The organism is Paludisphaera rhizosphaerae (assembly GCF_011065895.1).
In the GTDB taxonomy this organism is placed as follows: Bacteria; Planctomycetota; Planctomycetia; order Isosphaerales; family Isosphaeraceae; genus Paludisphaera; species Paludisphaera rhizosphaerae.
Genome location: NZ_JAALCR010000004.1, coordinates 102,103 through 120,108 on the forward strand (window position 1 = coordinate 102,103; position 18,006 = coordinate 120,108).

The following is an 18,006-nucleotide window of genomic DNA, read 5'->3' on the forward strand; positions in this document are numbered from 1 at the left end:
TTTCGCGTGAAGATCGCCTTGATTCGTCGTCATGATGTCTTGGGCTGGTTTACGACCGCCTTCGACGGAGGACGACGTCATGCTCGAAGAGGCGAGACGGGGCGATCCGGAAGCTCTGGGACGACTGCTGGAAAACTACCGAGGCCGACTTCGGGCCGCGGCGGACAGGCGGCTCGGGGCGGGCCAGAGAACGCGCATCGCCCCCTCGGACGTCGTCCAGGAGACCTTCCTCAAGGCTAGCCGCGACTTCGACCGGTTCGTCGGCGACGACCGTGCGTTTCTCGGCTGGCTCTTGCGCATTCTGGAGAACCGCCTCGCCGATGAGGTGCAGGACGACCGTCGGATCTCCCGACGTCGCGACCTCCAGGGTCCGCTCGACTCCCTCCTGGGAAACGCCGGCTTCCCTCTCGATGGGGCCCTCACCTCACAGGCGCTCTCCCCGAGCGAGGGGACGGCCCGGCGAGAGCGCCGGTTGCTGCTGGCTGAGGCCGTCGATCGGCTCCCCGCCGACTATCGGGAGGTCTACCAGCTTCGCACGGTTCAGCACCTCCCCTTCGAGGACGTCGCGGGGCGGATGGGGAGATCGCCCGGGGCCGTTCGCATACTCTGGACCCGCGCTCTGGAGCGCCTCTCAACCGAACTGCGGGGGCGGCCGTGACTCACGCGGCCGACGATGGAAGCCGAACCAACCTCGACAACGCAGCGGCCCAGGCCGACTCGGAACTGGCCCATGCGCTTGAGGCCTACTTCACGGCGCTGGAGGGGGGGCACCCCGTCGACGCCGAGTCGCTGGCGGCGGATCACCCCGACGTCGCCGACCGTCTCCGCGCCTGCATCCAGATCCTGGACGCCGTTGATGCCACTCGGAGGCACGTCGATGACGCGCCTGCGGGAACTCGGCTGGGAGATTTCGTGCTCCTCAAGCTGATCGGCCGAGGCGGCATGGGGATCGTTTTCGAAGCCGACCAGGTCAGTCTGCGAAGGCGGGTGGCCGTCAAGATCCTGCCGAGCGCCGCCGCGCTGGACCGGTTGCGGCTCCGCCGATTCCAGGTCGAGGCCCAGGCCGCCGCCCGACTCCACCACACCAACATCGTTCCGGTCTTCTCTGTCGGTTGCGAGCAGGGCGTTCACTATTACGCCATGCAGTTCATCAACGGCCGGACCCTCGCCGACTGGCTCCGCGAAGCGCGGGGGAGGCCTCGTGACCCGCAGGCCATGACGCGCGACCCAATCGCGTCAGACCTTCCGATCACCGATCCGGCCACGACGGAGTCCTCCGCCCCGTCGCCAGGTTCGATCGCTCCTCCGGAGACGCCGACCGCTTCAGCCGTCCCACGAGGACCGAGCCACCTTAGGCGGGTCGCCGAATGGGGCGTCCAGGCGGCCGACGCCCTGGAGCACGCCCATCGCCACGGCGTCATCCACCGGGACGTGAAGCCCTCCAACATGATGGTCGACGCCGAGGGCGTCCTCTGGATCACCGACTTCGGCCTGGCCCGCCTGACCGGCGACCCCAGCCTGACGCTTGCCGGCGACCTGTTGGGAACGCTTCGGTACATGAGCCCGGAGCAGTCCGTGGGAGACAGTTCGCACCTCGACGGACGAACCGACGTCTACAGCCTGGGGGCGACCCTCTACGAGTTGCTGACGCTCCATCCCGTTCATGAAGGCGCCGACCGCGACGCTCTGCTCGCCGCCATCGCCAAAGGCGAACCACGACGACTTCGATCGTGGAACCGCACGATCCCTCGCGACCTCGAAACGATCGTCCTCAACGCCCTGGGCCGCGAACGCGACTCCCGCTACGCAAACGCCGGCGAAATGGCCGCCGACCTCCGCCGCTTCCTCGACGGCCGTCCGATCCTCGCTCGCCGCCCCAGCCTGCTGACGCGAGCCGAACGCTGGGCCCGCCGCCACAAGCCGCTGGCCGCCTCCCTGGTCTTTTCACTGGCGCTGGCCGTCGTCGGCGGTTCCGCCCTTTTGCTTCTCGCCTCGCACAACCACCATCTTGCTCGCTCCAACCGCCGGGCCACGTACGTCCGCGACGTCTACCAGGCCGGCGAGTACGTCCGCCGCAACGACCTCGCCGAAGCGACGGCCGTGCTCTCGCGGCATATTCCGCGCCATGGCGACGAGGACGACCGGGGCTTCGCCTGGTACTACCTCTGGCGGCTGTGCAACACCCGTCCCAAGCGACTGGAAGGTCACAAGGGGGACGTCTATCACGTTGAGTATTCCCCCAACGGTCGAACCTTCGCCACCGCCGGCCAGGACGGCACGATCCGTCTTTGGGACGCCGAAACCCACGTCCTCCTTCGCACCTTTCGCGGCCACGACGGCGACGTCGACTGGGTCGCGTTCTCGCCCAACGGCGAGCAACTCGCCTCATGCGGCAACGACGGCGTGGTCCGGTTGTGGAACGCCGCCGACGCCTCGATTGCTCCCAGGCTCCTCAGTGAGCCCGGCCGCGAGATCGTCGCCGTCGTCTTCACGCCGGACGGCCGTTCCGTGATCTGGGGGGGAGTCGCGGGCGTCGTCGTTTCCTACGACCTAAACGCCGGAGTCTCCAGGGAACTGTCCAGCACCTCGGGTCAACGAATCAACGCCATGGCCGTCTCACCAGACGGCCGATGGCTGGGGGTCTGCTTCGACGGCAAGCCGGGGTTCTTGAAGATCGACCTGGCCGACGGCGCCGCCCGCCCTGACCCAGGCGCCCAGTTCGTCAACTGCGTCGCATTCAGCGCCGACGGCCGTTCGATCGCAACCGGCAACAAGGGGGGCAAGTTGCGAATCGAGCGAGGCGACAAGGTCGTTTCACTCAGCCCTGAATTCGACCAGGCGATCGAAGCCGTGGCCTTCTCGTCGGACGGCCGCCTGCTTGCGACGAGCGGGGGTCCAGGGATCATCGTATTGCGCGATCTCGAAACACATCTGGTTCTCAGGACCTATCGATCGTGGGTCGGCCGTCACTGGAGCCTGGCCTTCGAGCCGGGAGGGAACCGACTCATCGCCTGCGGCGACCACGATTCCGTGGAAATCTGGGATCTGGACTGCGTGCAGGACAGACAGACCTGGAGGGCCGCCCTTGGACCCACTCCGGACAGCATCCCCTCCTGGTCGCCTCAATCGATGACCGCGGCGAGATCCGAATCCGGCGAGACCCGGTTCTTCACCTGGAGTTTCGACGAAAGCAAGTTTGTATCGAACCACGCCGTCAAGGCGACCGACGTAGGGGGAGTCGTCGTATCACCGGACCGGACCATGGCGGCCCTCAAGGTCCCAAACGACCAGCCTCCGATCCGCCTCGTCAAGCTCGACGGCTCGCCCCCCCCTCCCCCGCTTCAATTCAAGCCCGAACCGGACCGGGGCGGGAAGTTCGAGCTTCACGGGATGACGTTCTCCCCAGACAGCACTCGGGTCGCGATCTCCTATAACCTCAACGGTAAGGAATGGGCCGGCGTCTGGACCATCGCCGACGGTTTGCCGATTGCCTCGTCTCCGAGGGTCTCGATCCTCGGCGCCACACCGGAATTCTCACCCAACGGCGAGAGTCTGGCGATGGCGAGCCCCCTGGCTCTCTGGATCTGGGACCTGAAGACGAGCAACCTGGACAAGTATTCCTCGCCCGATCTTGGCTGGCCCGCCGCTCTGGCATGGACTCGGGACGGGCGAACGATCGCCGTCGGTTACAGGCCGGGCTCGATCGTCGTCTGTGATCGAGACGCTCCACACGCCGCGCCGGTGATCCTCAACGCGACCCCCCAGATCCGTTCCCTGGATTTTTCCCCCGACGGCCGGCTGCTGGCCTGCGCTCTGCAAAACGGCTCCACGATGCTCATGGACGTCGCCACGGGCCGTCCCATCCTGACCCTGCCCGGATCGGCTCGGCACCCCTCGGAATCAACCAGGGTTCGATTCTCCCCCGACGGTTCCTCCCTGTTACGCCTGAATTACGACCCCCAGACTCCCGTTCTCGTCGCCTGGCCGAGCGGGTCGACGGCGGAAAGCGCGATTCGACGGTTGCCGAAATGAGCCAGGCGGCGGACCGTCGCGTCGGAGGTCGGGTCGCGGAAGCCGATCCTTCCAGCGGAATGAAAACCTCAATCGCTTTCTCAAAACCGCCTCCCAAGGAACATATTTGAGTTAGAGACCGTGACGCCTTCAACGCTCTTTGGCAATGCAAACATGTCGAATGCTCCTTGTGGAGCGAAGCGAAAAGCGCGCGAACGAACCCACGGGATTCGCCCGCAAGCTAATCTCGTTCAACGACTTAAGCCCAACACTCGGACTGGCTCCGTTTGTCGTCGAACCCAATCGACGACGCGTCAGCCCCGGGGTCGTGTTCGGAGTGTCGACTGCGTCGTGGGAACGAACGGCCGTCGCGGACTGATCGCGACGATCCGCCGGATCCTCAAGAACGTTCCATGAAGCCTGTCCGCAGGAGGCTTTTGGTCGTCCAGGCTTCGGAACGAGTCGATGGATTCGCCGAGGAGTTCGGAGAGGTCGGTACGCCGTCCTGACGGCGAGCAACGGCCTTGACGCGACTCGCGATCGTTCCGGTGGCATCAATCGCGAGGATCGCCCGGCCCTCACTTTCGAGGGGTGCCTGATGGGTGAGGGTTTGGACCAGACGGGCCGAGGTCGAATCGAACGTTCGTCGCGGCGGGCTTTGACGGCCGCCGTGGTGTTCCTGCTCGTCTGGAACGTCTTCCAGGGGTGGCGGGCGACGCTCCCCATGAAGGCTGGGCACGACGCCTTCATCAGCCGGCAGATCGGCAGGACGGCCCTCAACCACTACCTGCTGGGACCAGGGACGACGCGACTCGCCAACGTCACAGCGATTCGGCGGGACGGCGGGCTGATCTTGCATCGGTCTTACGGACCGGCCGCGTCGTGGGTCGTCGCCCTGGGGATGGCCGCGGGACTGCCCTACGATGGAGCCGTCAGGCTCCCCGTTCTGGTCTCGATGAACTTCTTCCTCATCGGGGTCGGCCTGCTCGCGAGGAGGCTGGCGGGCGACCGGGCGGGGCTCGCCGCGATGGTGGTCGCCGGGCTGACGCCGGTTGTCCTGTTCCGCTATTCGCTTCTCTGCGTGTTCGAGAACCTGGGCCTGGGGCCGTTCATGCTGGCTCTGGGGATTGGGCTCGATACCAGGTCGCGATGGCGGACGGTGACGGTGGGGGCGGCGGGCACGCTCGCGGTGATGTTCTCGTGGATCTTCCTCGGCGTGCTGGCTCCCTGGCTAGGCTGGCGGACGATCCGCGGCCGGCGGTTCGACCTCCTGGCTGCGACGCTGGCGGTGACGACCATCCCCTTCATCGTCTACCTGGGGACGCTCCAGGCGGCCACGGGAGACGCGCTCGGGGATGTGCGACAGTTCGTGCACCACATCGGCGAACGCTCCTCCTGGTCGACCCTGAAACAGAACGACACAACCGTCCTCACGCCATGGTCCATGGCCTGCCTGAACGGCGTGCGGCTGGTCCGCAATGTCGGACGGATTCCTCTGGCGGCAGCTTTGCTCTCAGCGGCGGTCCTGGTCCGCAGGCGGCGATTCAAGGCTCTCGCCTGGTGTCTAGGCCTGCTGGTGCTCGCCCTGCCGCTGAACTTCGCCCCCAACCTCGCCTTCCTGCACGACTTCTTCGTCCTGCTTTACGTCCCCTCATTCGCCCTGGCGGCGGGAATGGCCGTCGAGCCGATCGCGGCGCGGCTTTCGGCTCGGGCTGCCGTTGGAATCCTCGCGGCCGTCCTGGCGGCGTTCGTGATCGTGGATCTGACGCCCGCGGCGCGGATCCTCCGATCGTCGAGCGAGGACCGGCGTCAGGACGCGATCGCTCGGGAGTTGGGTCGAACCATCGGACCGGACGACCTCATCGTCGCCGATCCCTCGGTCTGCTCGTTCGCCCCCGACCGTTTCTCACCGGTGAACGACTCCCGCGAGCAGCCCCCCCTCCCCTTCTACGCAGGTCGGATCTGCCAGACCGTCCTCGTAGCGCAGACTCCGGACGACGCCGTCCGCCTGGCTGAAAGCCCGGAGCTTGGAGCCGGCCGCGAGGTCTTCATCCTCAACTGCGGCAAGACCGCCTGGGACCTCCCGAGCGACTTCCGCGACTGCCGTCCCGAGTCTCCCATCGCCCGTTATCAGCTTTGGCGAGTCTCTGAACTCCAAACGGCCACGAACCGAGTTGGGACGGTCCGCTGAGGCTCGGCGGACTCACTTCGGGAAAACCTGGGCGGCCGTCTTGAGGAACAGGTCGCGAGCCGCCCATTGATCGCCACTGGTGCACTGGACCATGAAAACGGCCACCATGCCGGTCTTGGGATCGACCGACAGGTCCGTTCCATAAGCCCCGTCGTGGCCGAACATGCCGTTGCGAAGGTGATAACCCAGGCTGTAGTTCACCTTGGTCGTCCCCGTCTGTTCCTTCCGCAGTTCGTTCATCGCCTCGTGCGAGAGGTATCGCCGGCCGTCGAGTTCGCCGTCGTTGGCGAGCATCAGGCCGTATCGGAGGATGTCGTGCGTCGTGGAGAAGAGGCCGCCGCCGGCCTCGGGATAGCGATGCTCCCGATCGCTCAACGGTTTCGTCAGAAAGCCGATGCCGCCGCGAGCGTAGCCCGTTTTATCCTTGCTCGGGCCGTAGGCGCCCACGAGCCTGGCGACCTGCTGCTCGCTCGGCCAGAAGGTCGTCTCCGACATGCCCAGCGGATCGAAGAAGCGAGCTTGCAGGAATTGCTCATAGGGCATGCCGCCGACGATCTCGACAATGCGTGCGGCGATATTCATGCCTTGATTGCCGTAGGCGTACTTGTCGCCGGGCTGCCACTGGAGCGGCCCTGTGACGGAACTCAGAGCCCTCGCCTGCAAGGGAGTCCGGTCCGACCCGATCGCCTGTTGAAGCTCTGACATCCCCGTGAGGCCGCTCGTGTGGCTGAGGATGTGCCGGATGGTTACCGGGCGCACCGGCGGTTTCAGGAGGACGTGGGAGGGGTCTTTCTCCTCGACGACCATCCACCTGCCGAGTTGCGGGATGAACTTGCTGACCGGGTCGTCCAGGCTGACCTTGCCTTCGTCCACGAGCATCATGATGGACGCCCCGGCGAACATCTTCGTCATTGAGGCGACCCAGAAGACGTCGTCCTCACGGATCGGCCGCTTCGCCTCCACATCGGAGTAACCCATCAGATTCCGATAATGGATTCTTCCCGTCCTGTCCGCGACGACCCCGATGGCTCCCGCCAGCTTGTACTGGTCGAAGTACGGCTGCAGGGCCGCCGCAATCTCAGGACTGGCGGGAGGCTCGCCGTCGGCGGCGGCTGCTGCGAACATCGTCACGCCCAGAGCGAAGGCGACGAGGCTGGCATTCATATCGAGGGCACCTTTGATGCGATCCCAGCGGCTCAGTACGTCCGACCGATCTTCTCGACGATGGCGCGCTTCAGCTCCAGGGGGTCGACGCCGCCGCTCTTGCGATAGACGACCTCGCCGCCGGGGGCGATGACCAGAGTGTAGGGGACGGGGCCGGGCCACTTGGGGTCGAGCGCCTCGGCGAAGGCGTCGCGATCGGCCGAATCGAGGATGTAGTTGAGCGAGGAGACATGCTTCTCCTTCAGCGTCGCCAGGGCTTCGGCCTTCTTCGCGGGGTCGTCCAGGCTGATGGTGATCAACTGGAACGGCCGCTTGCGGTACATCCGGTTCATCGTCACGAACTCGGGAAGCTCCTGAACGCAGGGGCCGCACCAAGTCGCCCAGACGTTGACCACGGTGTACTTGTCGGTCTCGTTCTTGGCCAGTTTGGCGACGCCCTGGAGCGAGATCGGCTCGATCGCGACGGGCTCGGCGTCCCACTTCTCCAGCGACTTCACGGCGTCGGCCTGCTTCTCCGCCCACTTGGTCGAGCAACCGAAGACGCGGGTCGTGGAACGCTCAACCGTCTTGCCTGCCAGGACGGCCTGCAGGGCGTCGAGCGCGTCGTGCGACTTGATCGCCTTCACCTCGCCGTCGTCGAACCGGCCCTGATAGCGGAGCTTCCGATCAGCGTCGAAGATGAAGACGTGAGGCGTGGCGAGCGCCCCGTAGGCCTTCGAGGTCGCCTGCGTGTCGCCGTCGTATAGGTAGGGGTAGGCATACTTATGATCGCGAGCCCGGATCTTCATGTCCTCGAGCGAATCGCCGAGGTCCGTGTAGCCCAGCTCGTCGAGCCGAACCGCCTTGGCGTCGTTGGGTGAAATAGCCACCAGCGCGACGCCCTTATCCTTGTAGTCGTCGTGAAGCTTGGCGAGGCGGGCCTCGTAGGCCTGGGCCGTCGGGCAGTGGTTGCACGTGAAGACGACCACGAGCGCCCTGGCCGAGCCGTAATCCTGCAGCGTGTGGTTCCGACCGTCGACGCCCGGCAGGTTGAAGTCCGGGGCGGGCGCGCCGATGTCGAGAGGTTTCAGGCCAGGCGGATCGGCGACAACGGCTCTCCCGGCGAATGACAGGGCGAGGAGCGCGAGGGCGATCGAAGCAGGCGTCGTTCTCATGGCGGGTCGCTCCCAAGGCGTCGGTCGATTTCGCATCCGATGATTCTCGGTAGTCTGACCGAGCCGACTCGCGCTGGCAAGCCTCCGCGTCCCAGGGTCGACGCCCTCGAATCAGGGGAACGGCCGAGGATACGGCACCGGAAACGGGTAGTTCCAGGGAATCGCGTACCATGTCGGGGGCGCGAACCGCACGGTCGACGGCTGTTCGATCGGCGCAAGGCGGCGTGTGAACGGCTCGCGGGCGACGACGTCCCGGACGGAAGGGGCGGCGTTCAGGAACAGGCCCTCGGCCGCGGCGGCGGCGAGAAGCTCACGATGGATCACCGCCCCGACCTTGCGAGTATCCGTCGGCCCCTCCTCGTGCGAGAGATCGACGTCGCGGACCACAACCTCGTAGTGCGGAAAAGTCGAGCGCATCATGGCAATCCACTGGTCGACCGCCGGCGTGTAATCGCCCTTCCGAAGGTCGTACGACTGGTAGCGGAAGGTGGCGACAGGAGAGGCGCGATCGTACCAGGCGACGACCTTGAAGTCGACGTGGGGTTCCTCAGGCGCAGCGGCCGTGAAGGCCGCCGCCAGTAGGGTGAGGACCAGGTCGCGGGATCGGCTCATGAACGGGGATCTCCATCGGGCCGGCGTCGACCCTCTACCCCATCGTAGCCGATCCCGAGATCGATCAGGTACCGGGAGCGGTCTCAACCCGAGGAGTCGGATCGACGACGGGGCGGGCGAAGACCTTGAGGCCCCGCTTGATGGTGTGCAGCACCGGCTTGGTCGCGTAGCAGCCGTATGAGCATCCCCGAGTACAGGCGATCGTCTGGCTCCGGACCGCGCGGGCATGCTCGCCCGTCCAAATCTCACGAGCGGTTTGCCGTGTCAGATCGCCGATCGGCTCGAAGTAGTGGCAGTGCGACACAATGCCTTGCGGGTTGATCGAGAAGGCTCGCAACCCAATCCGGCAGACCTCCACCTCTGGACTGGGCGGGCGTCGACGGAAGTGATCGGGCATGCTCAGCAGCTTATGATTCGAGGTCTCGATCGGCGCTCCAGCCTTCTGCATCTCGAGGAGTTCGCTCACGATGCCCTCCAACTCGTCGCTGTCGTCCATCGTCGGCCAGAGTTCCCCCCGAGTCTCCTCAGTCCACTCGCGAACAGGCTCGAAGTCGATCGAGGTCGCCCCTTGAGCTGCGGCCCAATCGACCATTGCAGGAGCGGTTCGATAGTTGCGGGCGTTGAGGGTCGCCTTGATCCGGATCGGGAACGAACGGCGGCGCTCCTCGCGAAACTCCCGGAGGTTGTGGATACCGACTTCAATCGCCTCCAGCGATCCCGGGTGCCCTCGGAGCCGATCGTGCAGCTCAGCCGTCGGTCCGTCCACGGAAATCGTGACGAGGATCGGCCCCGCCTTCACAAACCGATCAACCACACGACGATTGACGAACGCCGACCCGTTGGTCATGACCCCGAAATCGACCCCCAGGCGATCGCAATGCTCCAGGAGGTCCAGGAACCCACGCTTCACAAAGGGTTCCCCGCCCACGAACTGGACACGGTAACGACCGAGATACTCTCGAAGGCCGTCGAGTCCGGCCTTCCACTGTTCCACGGTCATCTCCGCCTCGGGCTGCATCCTCCAACACGCGCACTGCAGGCACTTGTAATTGCAGCGATTCGTGACCGAAGCTCCGATCAGCGCCGGACGGGTGAGGTCGATCCCGGTCGACAGATAAAGGGCCTCCGGGAGGATCGTCGCCAGGTGCCTTCTCCCCATCCGCGCAAGCAGCGGAAGATCCTTGAGATTCATGGCCTGCCTGAGTGATCGAAGGTGGTTGAGTCAAGGATCGATGGACTGCCGCCGATCCTCAAACCCATGTTTCCACGCACCATCGAAACTCGGCAAGCTGCATTCGTAGATGGCCATACTAAAGATCGTTGATTGATCAGGCGACCCCGCCTACGATGACCCGAAACGCCGACGCCAGGGCCGGCGGCACGCCAGTCGCAGCCTTGAAATGCCGCAGCGCGATCCGACGAGCGTTGCCGAAAAACAACGCCGTGTGAGAACCGTCCGTTTCGGAATTCAGCGAGAGGAGACGATCAGTAGTGACGTGGATTCTCGCCGAGGTCGATGATGCTGCACGCCTGGATCACGTCGAGTCCAAGGGCTTCGGCGTGCGCGACGAGTTCGGGCGACTCCGATCCGGGGTTGAGCCAGACCTCGCCAACGTCCGCCAGCTTGATCTGGTCGAGAACGCGGATGCCGACCTGGGGCGGAACATAGAGCGAGACCCGGTCGAGCCGGCCGCCAGGGATCGAGGCCAGATCGGGATAGGCGCGAAGGCCCTCGACCTCGTCGAGCGTCGGGTTGACCGGAAAAACCTCCCAGCCCTGGGCGACGAACGCGCGCACGGCCTTGTTGCCGAACTTTGAACGATCGCGACTGGCGCCGACGACGGCGATCCTGGGGCGGGGTTCGGACATCGAGAGGGCTCCTGAAAAGAGCGAGGCGGGCGAAGTCGGTGCGACCGTCTCCGCCCGCCTCGTGGGATTATACGCGGGTCGATCCCCAGTTCAGCGATCGAGCCCCAGTTCTGGCATCATCGCGACGACGCCCTCGCGGCGGATCAGTTCCAACCTCCCCAACGCCAGACGAATGGTTCCGGCGCGGGCAGGGTCGATCGCCTTCAACAGCGGCGCCGCGGCCTCCAGGAGGATCGAACCTGAGGCGGGCGTACGAACCAGCCCTTTGCGGTCGTCGTCCGAGGATTGCTCCAGAATCTCCTCGATGACCGACTTCGCCTTGGGGACGGCGCGGACGTCGTATTCAGTGATCTTGGCCAGGCCGGCGGCATGCGTGACAGCGTCGTGGAAGCCGCCGAGGCGGTCGATCAGTCCCAGTTCCAGGGCCTGCTTGCCCGTGTAGACGCGGCCGCCGGCGAGATCGTCGATCGGCTTCTTGAGCTTGCCGCCTCGGATGGCGACGACGTGTCCCTTGAACTCGCCGTAGATTTCGTTCATATAATCTTGCATCTTCTGCCGCTCCGCGGGCGTGAAGAGATCGCCGGTGGAGAGCATGCCGGCGTTCTGGCCGCGGCGGTAAGGCTTGAACGTCACCCCGAGCCGATCGAAGAGGCCGTTGACCGCAACCTTACCGCTGACAACGCCGATGGAGCCCGTGATCGTGGTCTCGTCGGCGAAAACGGCGTCAGTGCCGCAGGCCACATAGTAGCCGCCGCTGCCGGCGACGTTCCCCATCGAAACGACCAGGGTTTTTTTCGCCTTCACGCGACGGGTGGCGTCGAGGATGATCTCGCTGGCCAGGGCCGAGCCACCCGGCGAATCCACCCGCAGGACGACCGCCTTGATGGCGTCGTCGTTGGCCGCATCATCGAGGGCGCGGCGAATCGAGACGCCGGCGGCCTCGCCGTCCTGGAAGACGGACATGCCCCCCGACTTCTCCAGCACGATCGGCCCGTCGACGTAGACCACGCCCACAGCAGGCTTCTGCTTGTCGACCTTCGAAGCCGCCATCACCTCGCCGAGGAACCTGAAGATCCCAAACGGGTTCGTCGCGTCGAGCTTGGGCTCCTCCTTCTTGCCGTACTTGCGGTCGATCACGACGTCGCCGCCGTACGTCTTCTTGAGGTACGCCTCCAGGTCCTGGCGATGCTCGACGGCGTCGATCACGCCGAGCGCCCTGGCCTTCTCCGCCGTGTGCGGGCCGCTGTCGATCCAGGCCTTGACCAACTCAGGATCGACCTTCCGGCTGGCGGCGACCCGGGCGACCATCGTGTCGAAGAGGCTGTCGAGCAGCCAGTTCTGCATCGCGTCGGCCTCCTTGCTAGGGCCGTCGCGCATGAACATCTCGGCGGCGCTCTTGTAATCCCCGCAGGTGAGGAAGTCGGGCCGGACGCCGACCTTTTCGAGCAGGTTGCGGATGTAGGGCGATTCGCCGTAGAGTCCGGTGATCCAGAGGTCGCCCGTCGGGACGACGCTCACCCGCGAAGCCGCACTCATGAGGACGTAATGGCTCAGGCTCCCGACCTGATCCGCATGGGCGATCACCGGCTTGCCCGCGGCCTTCACACGCTCAAACGCCGCGCGGATCTCAGCCACCTGGGAGGAACCAACGGTAGGACTCTCAACCAGAACGACGACCGCCTTGACCGCCGGATCCTTGGCCGCCTTGTCGAGCCGCTCGATGAGGGGCCAAAGCGGCGTCGAGGTCTCGCCGCCGAGGTTCAGGACCTCGTCGCGGGGCGTCTCCTGAATCGTGCCGGAGAGCCGAAAGACAGCGACTCGGGCCTTGGGCGGTTCCGGTTTCTTCTCAGGCTCGGCGGGTTTCGACTCGCCCGCCGGCTTCTCCTGAGCGGCGGCCTTGCCGATCCATGGTCCGGCGGCGACCGCAGCGGCGAGCCCGAAGGCCAAGGCCAGGCGGACTCGATATCCGATGTTCGTCATGGGTGATCGTCCTCGATGAATTCGCGCGTCATGCTCAGCTTCCATGCACCCGAACGTCGACCGGCCCGCGGACGCGCCGCGACGCGGGAGGTCGATCGGGTATTCGACGCAGGCCGCCGGTTCTTGAGCCGACCGCCGAGCCACATGGTAGGGGCTGCTCGCGAGCGAGGCAATCCAGCGGCGCGTCAGTCGAAGAGCCGGAGTTGCTCATCGGGTTTCGTCGGCCGGCGAAATGCACCGGCCGAGACCGGCCACGGCGTCACGTTGAGGTCGAGCCGGCGGCAGGTCGTCTTGAAGAGTCGGGCGATGACGTCGGCGATCGGGCCTTCGCCCCGCATACGCTCGCCGAAACGGGAGTCGTAGAGCTTGCCGCCGTGCATCGAGCGGATTCGATCGAGCACCTTGTCCTTCGCATCGGGGTGGTGCCGTTCGAGCCAGTCGGTGAACAGCGGAGCCACGGCCATTGGCAGGCGAACGGCGACGTACCCGGCGAAGCGAGCCCCGGCCTTCGCGGCGGCCTCGAGGATCGCCGGCATCTCATGATCGGTCAGCCCGGGGATCACAGGCGCGACGAGGACCCCCGTCGGAACGCCGGCCTCCGAGAGCGCCCGGATCGCCGCCAGCCTTCCGGCGGGACGACTGGTGCGCGGCTCCAAATCAGCGGCCATCGCCGGATTCAACGTCGTGATCGAGAGGAACACTCCCGCCGCCCGGTCCCGGGCCAAATCGGCGAGCACCTCCATGTCGCGAACCACGAGTCGGTTCTTGGTCACGATCGTCACCGCCTGGCGATACTCGGCCATGACTTCCAGGCAGCCTCGGGTGAGGCGGAGCTTTCGCTCGATGGGCTGATAGGGGTCGGTGACGCCGCTCATCGCCAGAACGCGGGGTCGCCATTTCGGAGATTCGAGCGCCGCCCTCAGCAATGCCGGGGCGTCGCGTTTGACCATGATCTTGGTCTCAAAATCCAGACCGGCGGACATGCCGAGATACTCATGCGTCGGCCGGGCGTAGCAGTAGATGCAGCCGTGTTCGCAGCCGCGATACGGGTTGACGCTGGCGTCGAAACCGACGTCTGGACTCTGGTTCTCGGCGATGATCGAGCGGGAACGGTCGTCGAGAAACTCAGTCTCGGGACGGCGCAGCCCCTCCAGGTACTCGGCGTCATCCTGAACGGTCTCCAGCTCGATCTCGCTGTGAAGGGGATCGAAGCGGTTCGGGGGGTTGTAGCCGGCCCCGCGGCCCTTCGGTGGGATGCGTTCGCCGCTCATAGCTGCACCTCGCGATCAATCCGACGCTCCGGGAATCCTTTCGACGACGCGCCTTCCTCCCCCGGCGAGGCGAGTCTACCACGCCCTGAATCAGTGTACAACTGAATAGACAAAGAAAGCTGACAAGCCGTTGAAAGCGAGGTCGCGAAACGAGAACGACCCTGGCGCGTCGGGGAGACGAGCCAGGGTCGTTGGTCGGATCCTTGGGTTCGGTTTTACAAGCTCAACGCTTGGCCTTGCCTCGGGCGGGAGCGGATCGAGCGGCTTCCGATCGCTCGGCGTCGGCGATGGCGTTTTGCTCGGACTGGGATTCAGAGAGAGCGTCGGCGCTGATGGGAGGAGCCGAGTTCGGGTCCTTCAGATAGCTCGGGGCCTCTTCGCCGCCGCAGCCGGCGAAGAGAACCACGATGGAGGCCAGCAGCACGACGACAGTCAGGGCGTTCGTACGGTTCATTGGGCGTTCTTCGGTTCTAGATCCAGAGGGTATCTCGACGGGTTCAGAACTCGTCGGAGCTGAGGACTTCCTGGTCGTCGATGACGGCCAGCTTCCGGAAGGCCGTGGGATTGACCGAGAACTTGATGAAGTGGACCGAGCCGTCGCCCATGAGAGCGTTCAGGCCGCCGGGGTGCGGGCCGCCGAACTGGTGCCGCCAGAGGGTGGAGCCGGTGTTGGGCGAGGTCGGAGTGTTGCAAACGCCGTTGAGGTACGGAGCCTGGTTGTCCGGCAGCGGGAAGAAGTGCCAGCGGATGCAGTCCTCGTCCCAGCCGCTGTTCTGCCAGGCTTCGTTGTCGCCGCCGTCGGTCCCCTGCGCCTTCTCGGGGAGACTCTTCTCGGCGAAGACGATCGAATTCGAGGTACCGTCCTTGAAGTCGCCCCAGTAGCGCTTTGCGCCGAGGCCGGACCAGACGATGGCGCCGCGGTAGCCGGGCTTGTTGCCCCGGTTGATTTCCCCGTTGTCGTACAGGCGGATGCCCAGCTCAGGAGACATGCCGTTCGGGGCGGCCGGGATGAACGCGGTGCCCGAGCAGCCGAAGTAGGGCCCCTGACGGAAGCCGGCGCAGCCGGCGTAGTCGTTCATGGCGCGGGCTGTCGTCGGGTTGGTCCCATAGCGGGCGTTGGTCCGGCGCGAGGGGCAGTAGAACCCCGGGACGGCCGTCGCGGCGACCTGGGTCGCGAGGGCCGCGTTGGGAGCCGCCGCCTGCTCGGTCGGCGTGGCCGTCAGGTTGGCCAGGTTGTAGAGGCTCTGCTGCTCCATGTAGGGCAGGATCTTAAAGAACTGATTCCAGCCTCTCGCCGTCGTCGCGTTGCAGCAGACGTCGGTGCCGGTCTTGGTGTAGTTGGCGAGGTCCGCGGGCGTCGAGGGGTCGCCGTCGTACGGGCCCTGGGGAAGGTGGCCGTTGGCGCTCTCGAAATTAGCGACGCCCAGGCCCATCTGTTTCAGGTTGTTCGTGCATTGCGCACGGCGGGCGGCTTCGCGGGCGGACTGGACGGCGGGCAGGAGCAAGGCGATCAAGACGGCGATGATCGCGATGACGACGAGCAGTTCGATGAGGGTGAACCCGTTGCGGTTCGACCCGGAGGGGCGAGGCGAAGACACTATCTCGTACTCCCATGTCTCGGCCTGGACGCAAGGTCCAACAAAGGACCAAGCGCCCAGGTGGCAGGCGTCGGTAAGACGGAGATAGAGATAGCACAAGCCTGTTAAGGCCAGATGGACGATCGATGAAGAGAGGCGACGTGTTCGATGAAACGTCGTCACGACCCGGCCGCGACAGCCCACTCGGTCTCTTCGGCCTGCCCCCGGCGACGTTCGACCACCGTGGAGACCGCCAGGGAAATTGTTGCGAAGCAGGCCATCGTCAGGGCCATCGCCCGGGGCGTGCCGTCGCTGGCCAATCCGACCGCCGCACCGGCCGCCGCGCCGACCGCGAACTGCAAGGCCCCCAGCAAGGCCGAGGCCACCCCGGCGTGGTCGGGAAACGGGGCCATCACCGCCGCCGTGGCGTTCGGCAGGATCAGGCCGATCATCGACAGCGACAAGAAGATCGTCGCCAGGAAGATCGAGAACCCGCCGACGCCGGTCCAGGCGAGGCTCGCCATCAAGACGGCCGCAACCGCATTGACTCTCGAAGCACCTCGCAGGATGCCGTGGGTGTCAAAATACCGCGAGAGGCGACGATTGACCTGCGCCGCGCCGATCAGACCGATCGCGTTGCCCGCGAACACGACGTTGAACGCCGTCTGCGAGAGCTGGAAGTGCTTCAGGAACATCGACGGCGCCGCGGTGACGTACGCAAAGATCATCCCCAGCGCCAGGCTGGAGGGAATCGCGTAGCCAAGGAAGCGTCGATCGGTGAAGACCTCGACATAGCGAGGGGCGATCGAGACCGCTGGCTCACGATCACGGCGGTCGTCCGCCAGGGTCTCGGGCATATCGAGAAGGACCCCCGCCCCGCAGACGCAGGCGAAGAGCGCCAGCGACCAGAAGATCGCCGGCCAACCGCCGAACACCATGACCCACGCACCGAGCGAGGGAGAAATGATCGGCGCGACGCCGATCACCAGCATGAGCATGGAGTAGACCCGAGCCGAATCGCCCTCCTCATAGACGTCGCGAACCACCGCGCGGGCGACGACCATCCCCGTCGCGCCGGCCAGTCCCATGATGAACCGAGCGGCGATCAGAGCCTCGATCGACCGCGTGAAGGCGCAGACGACCGACGCCGCCGCGAACGCCGCAGCGCCGAACAGGAGTGGCTTGCGTCGCCCGATACGGTCGGAGATCGGCCCGCAAATAAGCTGGCCGATCGCCAGGCCGGCGAGGAACAAAGAGAGAGTCAACTCGACCCGCCCGCCGCCGGCGTGCAGGTCGCGGCCGATCTCCGGGAAGGCCGGCAGGTACATGTCGATCCCGAGCGGCCCGAAGGCGTCCAGCAGACCGAGCAAGATCAGAAAGCGAAGGCCGAGGCCGGCCCCCTTGGAGTCGAGGCGGTTCGGCGTCTCGTCGTGAGTCATCAGGAGAACAATTCCGGCGGGGTTCAGAGAGCCGAGGGAGGAGGATCGGCGTGGGATTTCATGGGGTTGATGAATGAATCGTAGAGCGTAAGGCAAGAGGCTGCGTGATCATCGCCGGCGCGGAGGCCGTCGGGAACGTGTCCCGGGCGAGCCGAGGATCGATCGAAGGGCCGCACTCTCGTCCGCGGATAGTTCCGCCCATCCTCCCGGCTCCAGCCCTTCCAGCGTGACGCCGCCGATCGCCCATCGGACGAGCCGCAAGGTCGGGAAGCCAACGGCGGCGGTCATCCGCCTGACCTGACGATTCCGGCCCTCGCGAAGCGTCAAGCGGATCCAGGCGGTCGGGACGTTCTTACGAAACCGGATCGGCACGGGACGTTCGGGAAGTTCAGGGGGCTCGGGGAGTAGTTCCACCTCGGCCGGTCTGGTCAGGCCGTCGGCGAGCGTGACGCCGCTGCGGAGAGCTTCGAGCGCCGGTTCGTCTGGGACTCGCTCGACCTGAACGAGATACGTCTTGGGATGCTCAAAACGAGGATCGGTCAGCCTGTGGGCGAGCGAGCCGTCATCGGTCAGAAGCAGCAGCCCCTCGCTGTCGCGATCCAGGCGCCCCGCGGCGTAAACGTTGGGGATGGAAACGAAGTCCGCGAGCGTGGCCCGTCCCAGGTCGTCGGTGAACTGGCAGAGGACGTCGTAAGGCTTGAACAGCTTCAAAGTTCGAGACATTGATGTCGTTCCCGC

Annotated in this window: 14 protein-coding genes; 3 read left to right on the top strand and 11 right to left on the bottom strand. The window is 65.6% G+C overall.

Going from position 1 to position 18,006, the window contains the following annotated elements; translation table 11 throughout:
* The first annotated feature begins 79 nt into the window (after positions 1-79).
* The 3 genes from G5C50_RS06545 (at position 80) to G5C50_RS06555 (ending at position 6,202) form a co-directional block, all read left to right on the top strand.
* Positions 80-658, top strand: a complete 579-nt coding sequence (locus tag G5C50_RS06545) for a sigma-70 family RNA polymerase sigma factor (protein WP_165066733.1) — start codon at positions 80-82, stop codon at positions 656-658.
* A complete protein-coding gene (locus G5C50_RS06550) occupies positions 655-4,032 on the top strand; it encodes a WD40 repeat domain-containing serine/threonine protein kinase (protein ID WP_165066736.1) in 3,378 nt (1,125 codons plus the stop codon). Before G5C50_RS06545 ends, G5C50_RS06550 begins: the two co-directional genes overlap by 4 nt.
* Positions 4,033-4,609: 577 nt before the next feature.
* The gene (locus G5C50_RS06555) at positions 4,610-6,202 is read left to right on the top strand and encodes an ArnT family glycosyltransferase (RefSeq protein WP_165066739.1); all 1,593 of its coding nucleotides are present in this window, start codon (positions 4,610-4,612) and stop codon (positions 6,200-6,202) included.
* 12 nt (positions 6,203-6,214) lie between these two features.
* Here the strand turns inward: G5C50_RS06555 and G5C50_RS06560 are convergent, their stop codons facing one another.
* The 11 genes from G5C50_RS06560 to G5C50_RS06610 form a co-directional block, all read right to left on the bottom strand.
* Positions 6,215-7,366, bottom strand: coding sequence for a serine hydrolase domain-containing protein (locus G5C50_RS06560; protein ID WP_165066741.1), 1,152 nt, complete (start codon positions 7,364-7,366; stop codon positions 6,215-6,217).
* A gap of 32 nt (positions 7,367-7,398) precedes the next feature.
* On the bottom strand, positions 7,399-8,520 hold the full coding sequence (locus G5C50_RS06565; RefSeq protein ID WP_165066744.1) for a redoxin domain-containing protein: 1,122 nt from the start codon (positions 8,518-8,520) through the stop codon (positions 7,399-7,401).
* A gap of 111 nt (positions 8,521-8,631) precedes the next feature.
* A complete protein-coding gene (locus G5C50_RS06570) occupies positions 8,632-9,132 on the bottom strand; it encodes a hypothetical protein (protein WP_165066746.1) in 501 nt (166 codons plus the stop codon).
* A 64-nt stretch (positions 9,133-9,196) separates the two neighbouring features.
* The gene (locus G5C50_RS06575; protein ID WP_165066749.1) at positions 9,197-10,324 is read right to left on the bottom strand and encodes a radical SAM protein; all 1,128 of its coding nucleotides are present in this window, start codon (positions 10,322-10,324) and stop codon (positions 9,197-9,199) included.
* A 293-nt stretch (positions 10,325-10,617) separates the two neighbouring features.
* On the bottom strand, positions 10,618-11,001 hold the full coding sequence (locus G5C50_RS06580) for a CoA-binding protein (protein ID WP_165066751.1): 384 nt from the start codon (positions 10,999-11,001) through the stop codon (positions 10,618-10,620).
* Positions 11,002-11,091: 90 nt separating this feature from the next.
* Positions 11,092-12,981: a signal peptide peptidase SppA gene (gene sppA, locus G5C50_RS06585; protein WP_165066753.1), complete on the bottom strand. Its 1,890-nt coding sequence runs from the start codon at positions 12,979-12,981 to the stop codon at positions 11,092-11,094.
* A 185-nt stretch (positions 12,982-13,166) separates the two neighbouring features.
* On the bottom strand, positions 13,167-14,252 hold the full coding sequence (locus G5C50_RS06590) for a PA0069 family radical SAM protein (protein WP_165066756.1): 1,086 nt from the start codon (positions 14,250-14,252) through the stop codon (positions 13,167-13,169).
* Positions 14,253-14,475: 223 nt separating this feature from the next.
* Entirely contained in the window at positions 14,476-14,706 is a 231-nt protein-coding gene (locus G5C50_RS06595; RefSeq protein ID WP_165066758.1) for a hypothetical protein, read from the bottom strand.
* Between the two features lie 43 nt (positions 14,707-14,749).
* A complete protein-coding gene (locus tag G5C50_RS06600; protein WP_165066761.1) occupies positions 14,750-15,850 on the bottom strand; it encodes a DUF1559 domain-containing protein in 1,101 nt (366 codons plus the stop codon).
* Between the two features lie 158 nt (positions 15,851-16,008).
* Positions 16,009-17,268 carry a multidrug effflux MFS transporter gene (locus tag G5C50_RS06605; protein ID WP_165066764.1) on the bottom strand — a complete coding sequence of 420 codons (1,260 nt, stop codon included), beginning with the start codon at positions 17,266-17,268 and terminating at the stop codon, positions 16,009-16,011.
* 108 nt (positions 17,269-17,376) lie between these two features.
* Positions 17,377-17,991 (bottom strand): pseudouridine synthase, encoded by a 615-nt coding sequence (locus G5C50_RS06610; protein ID WP_165066767.1) that lies wholly within the window; start codon positions 17,989-17,991, stop codon positions 17,377-17,379.
* Positions 17,992-18,006 lie beyond the last annotated feature (15 nt).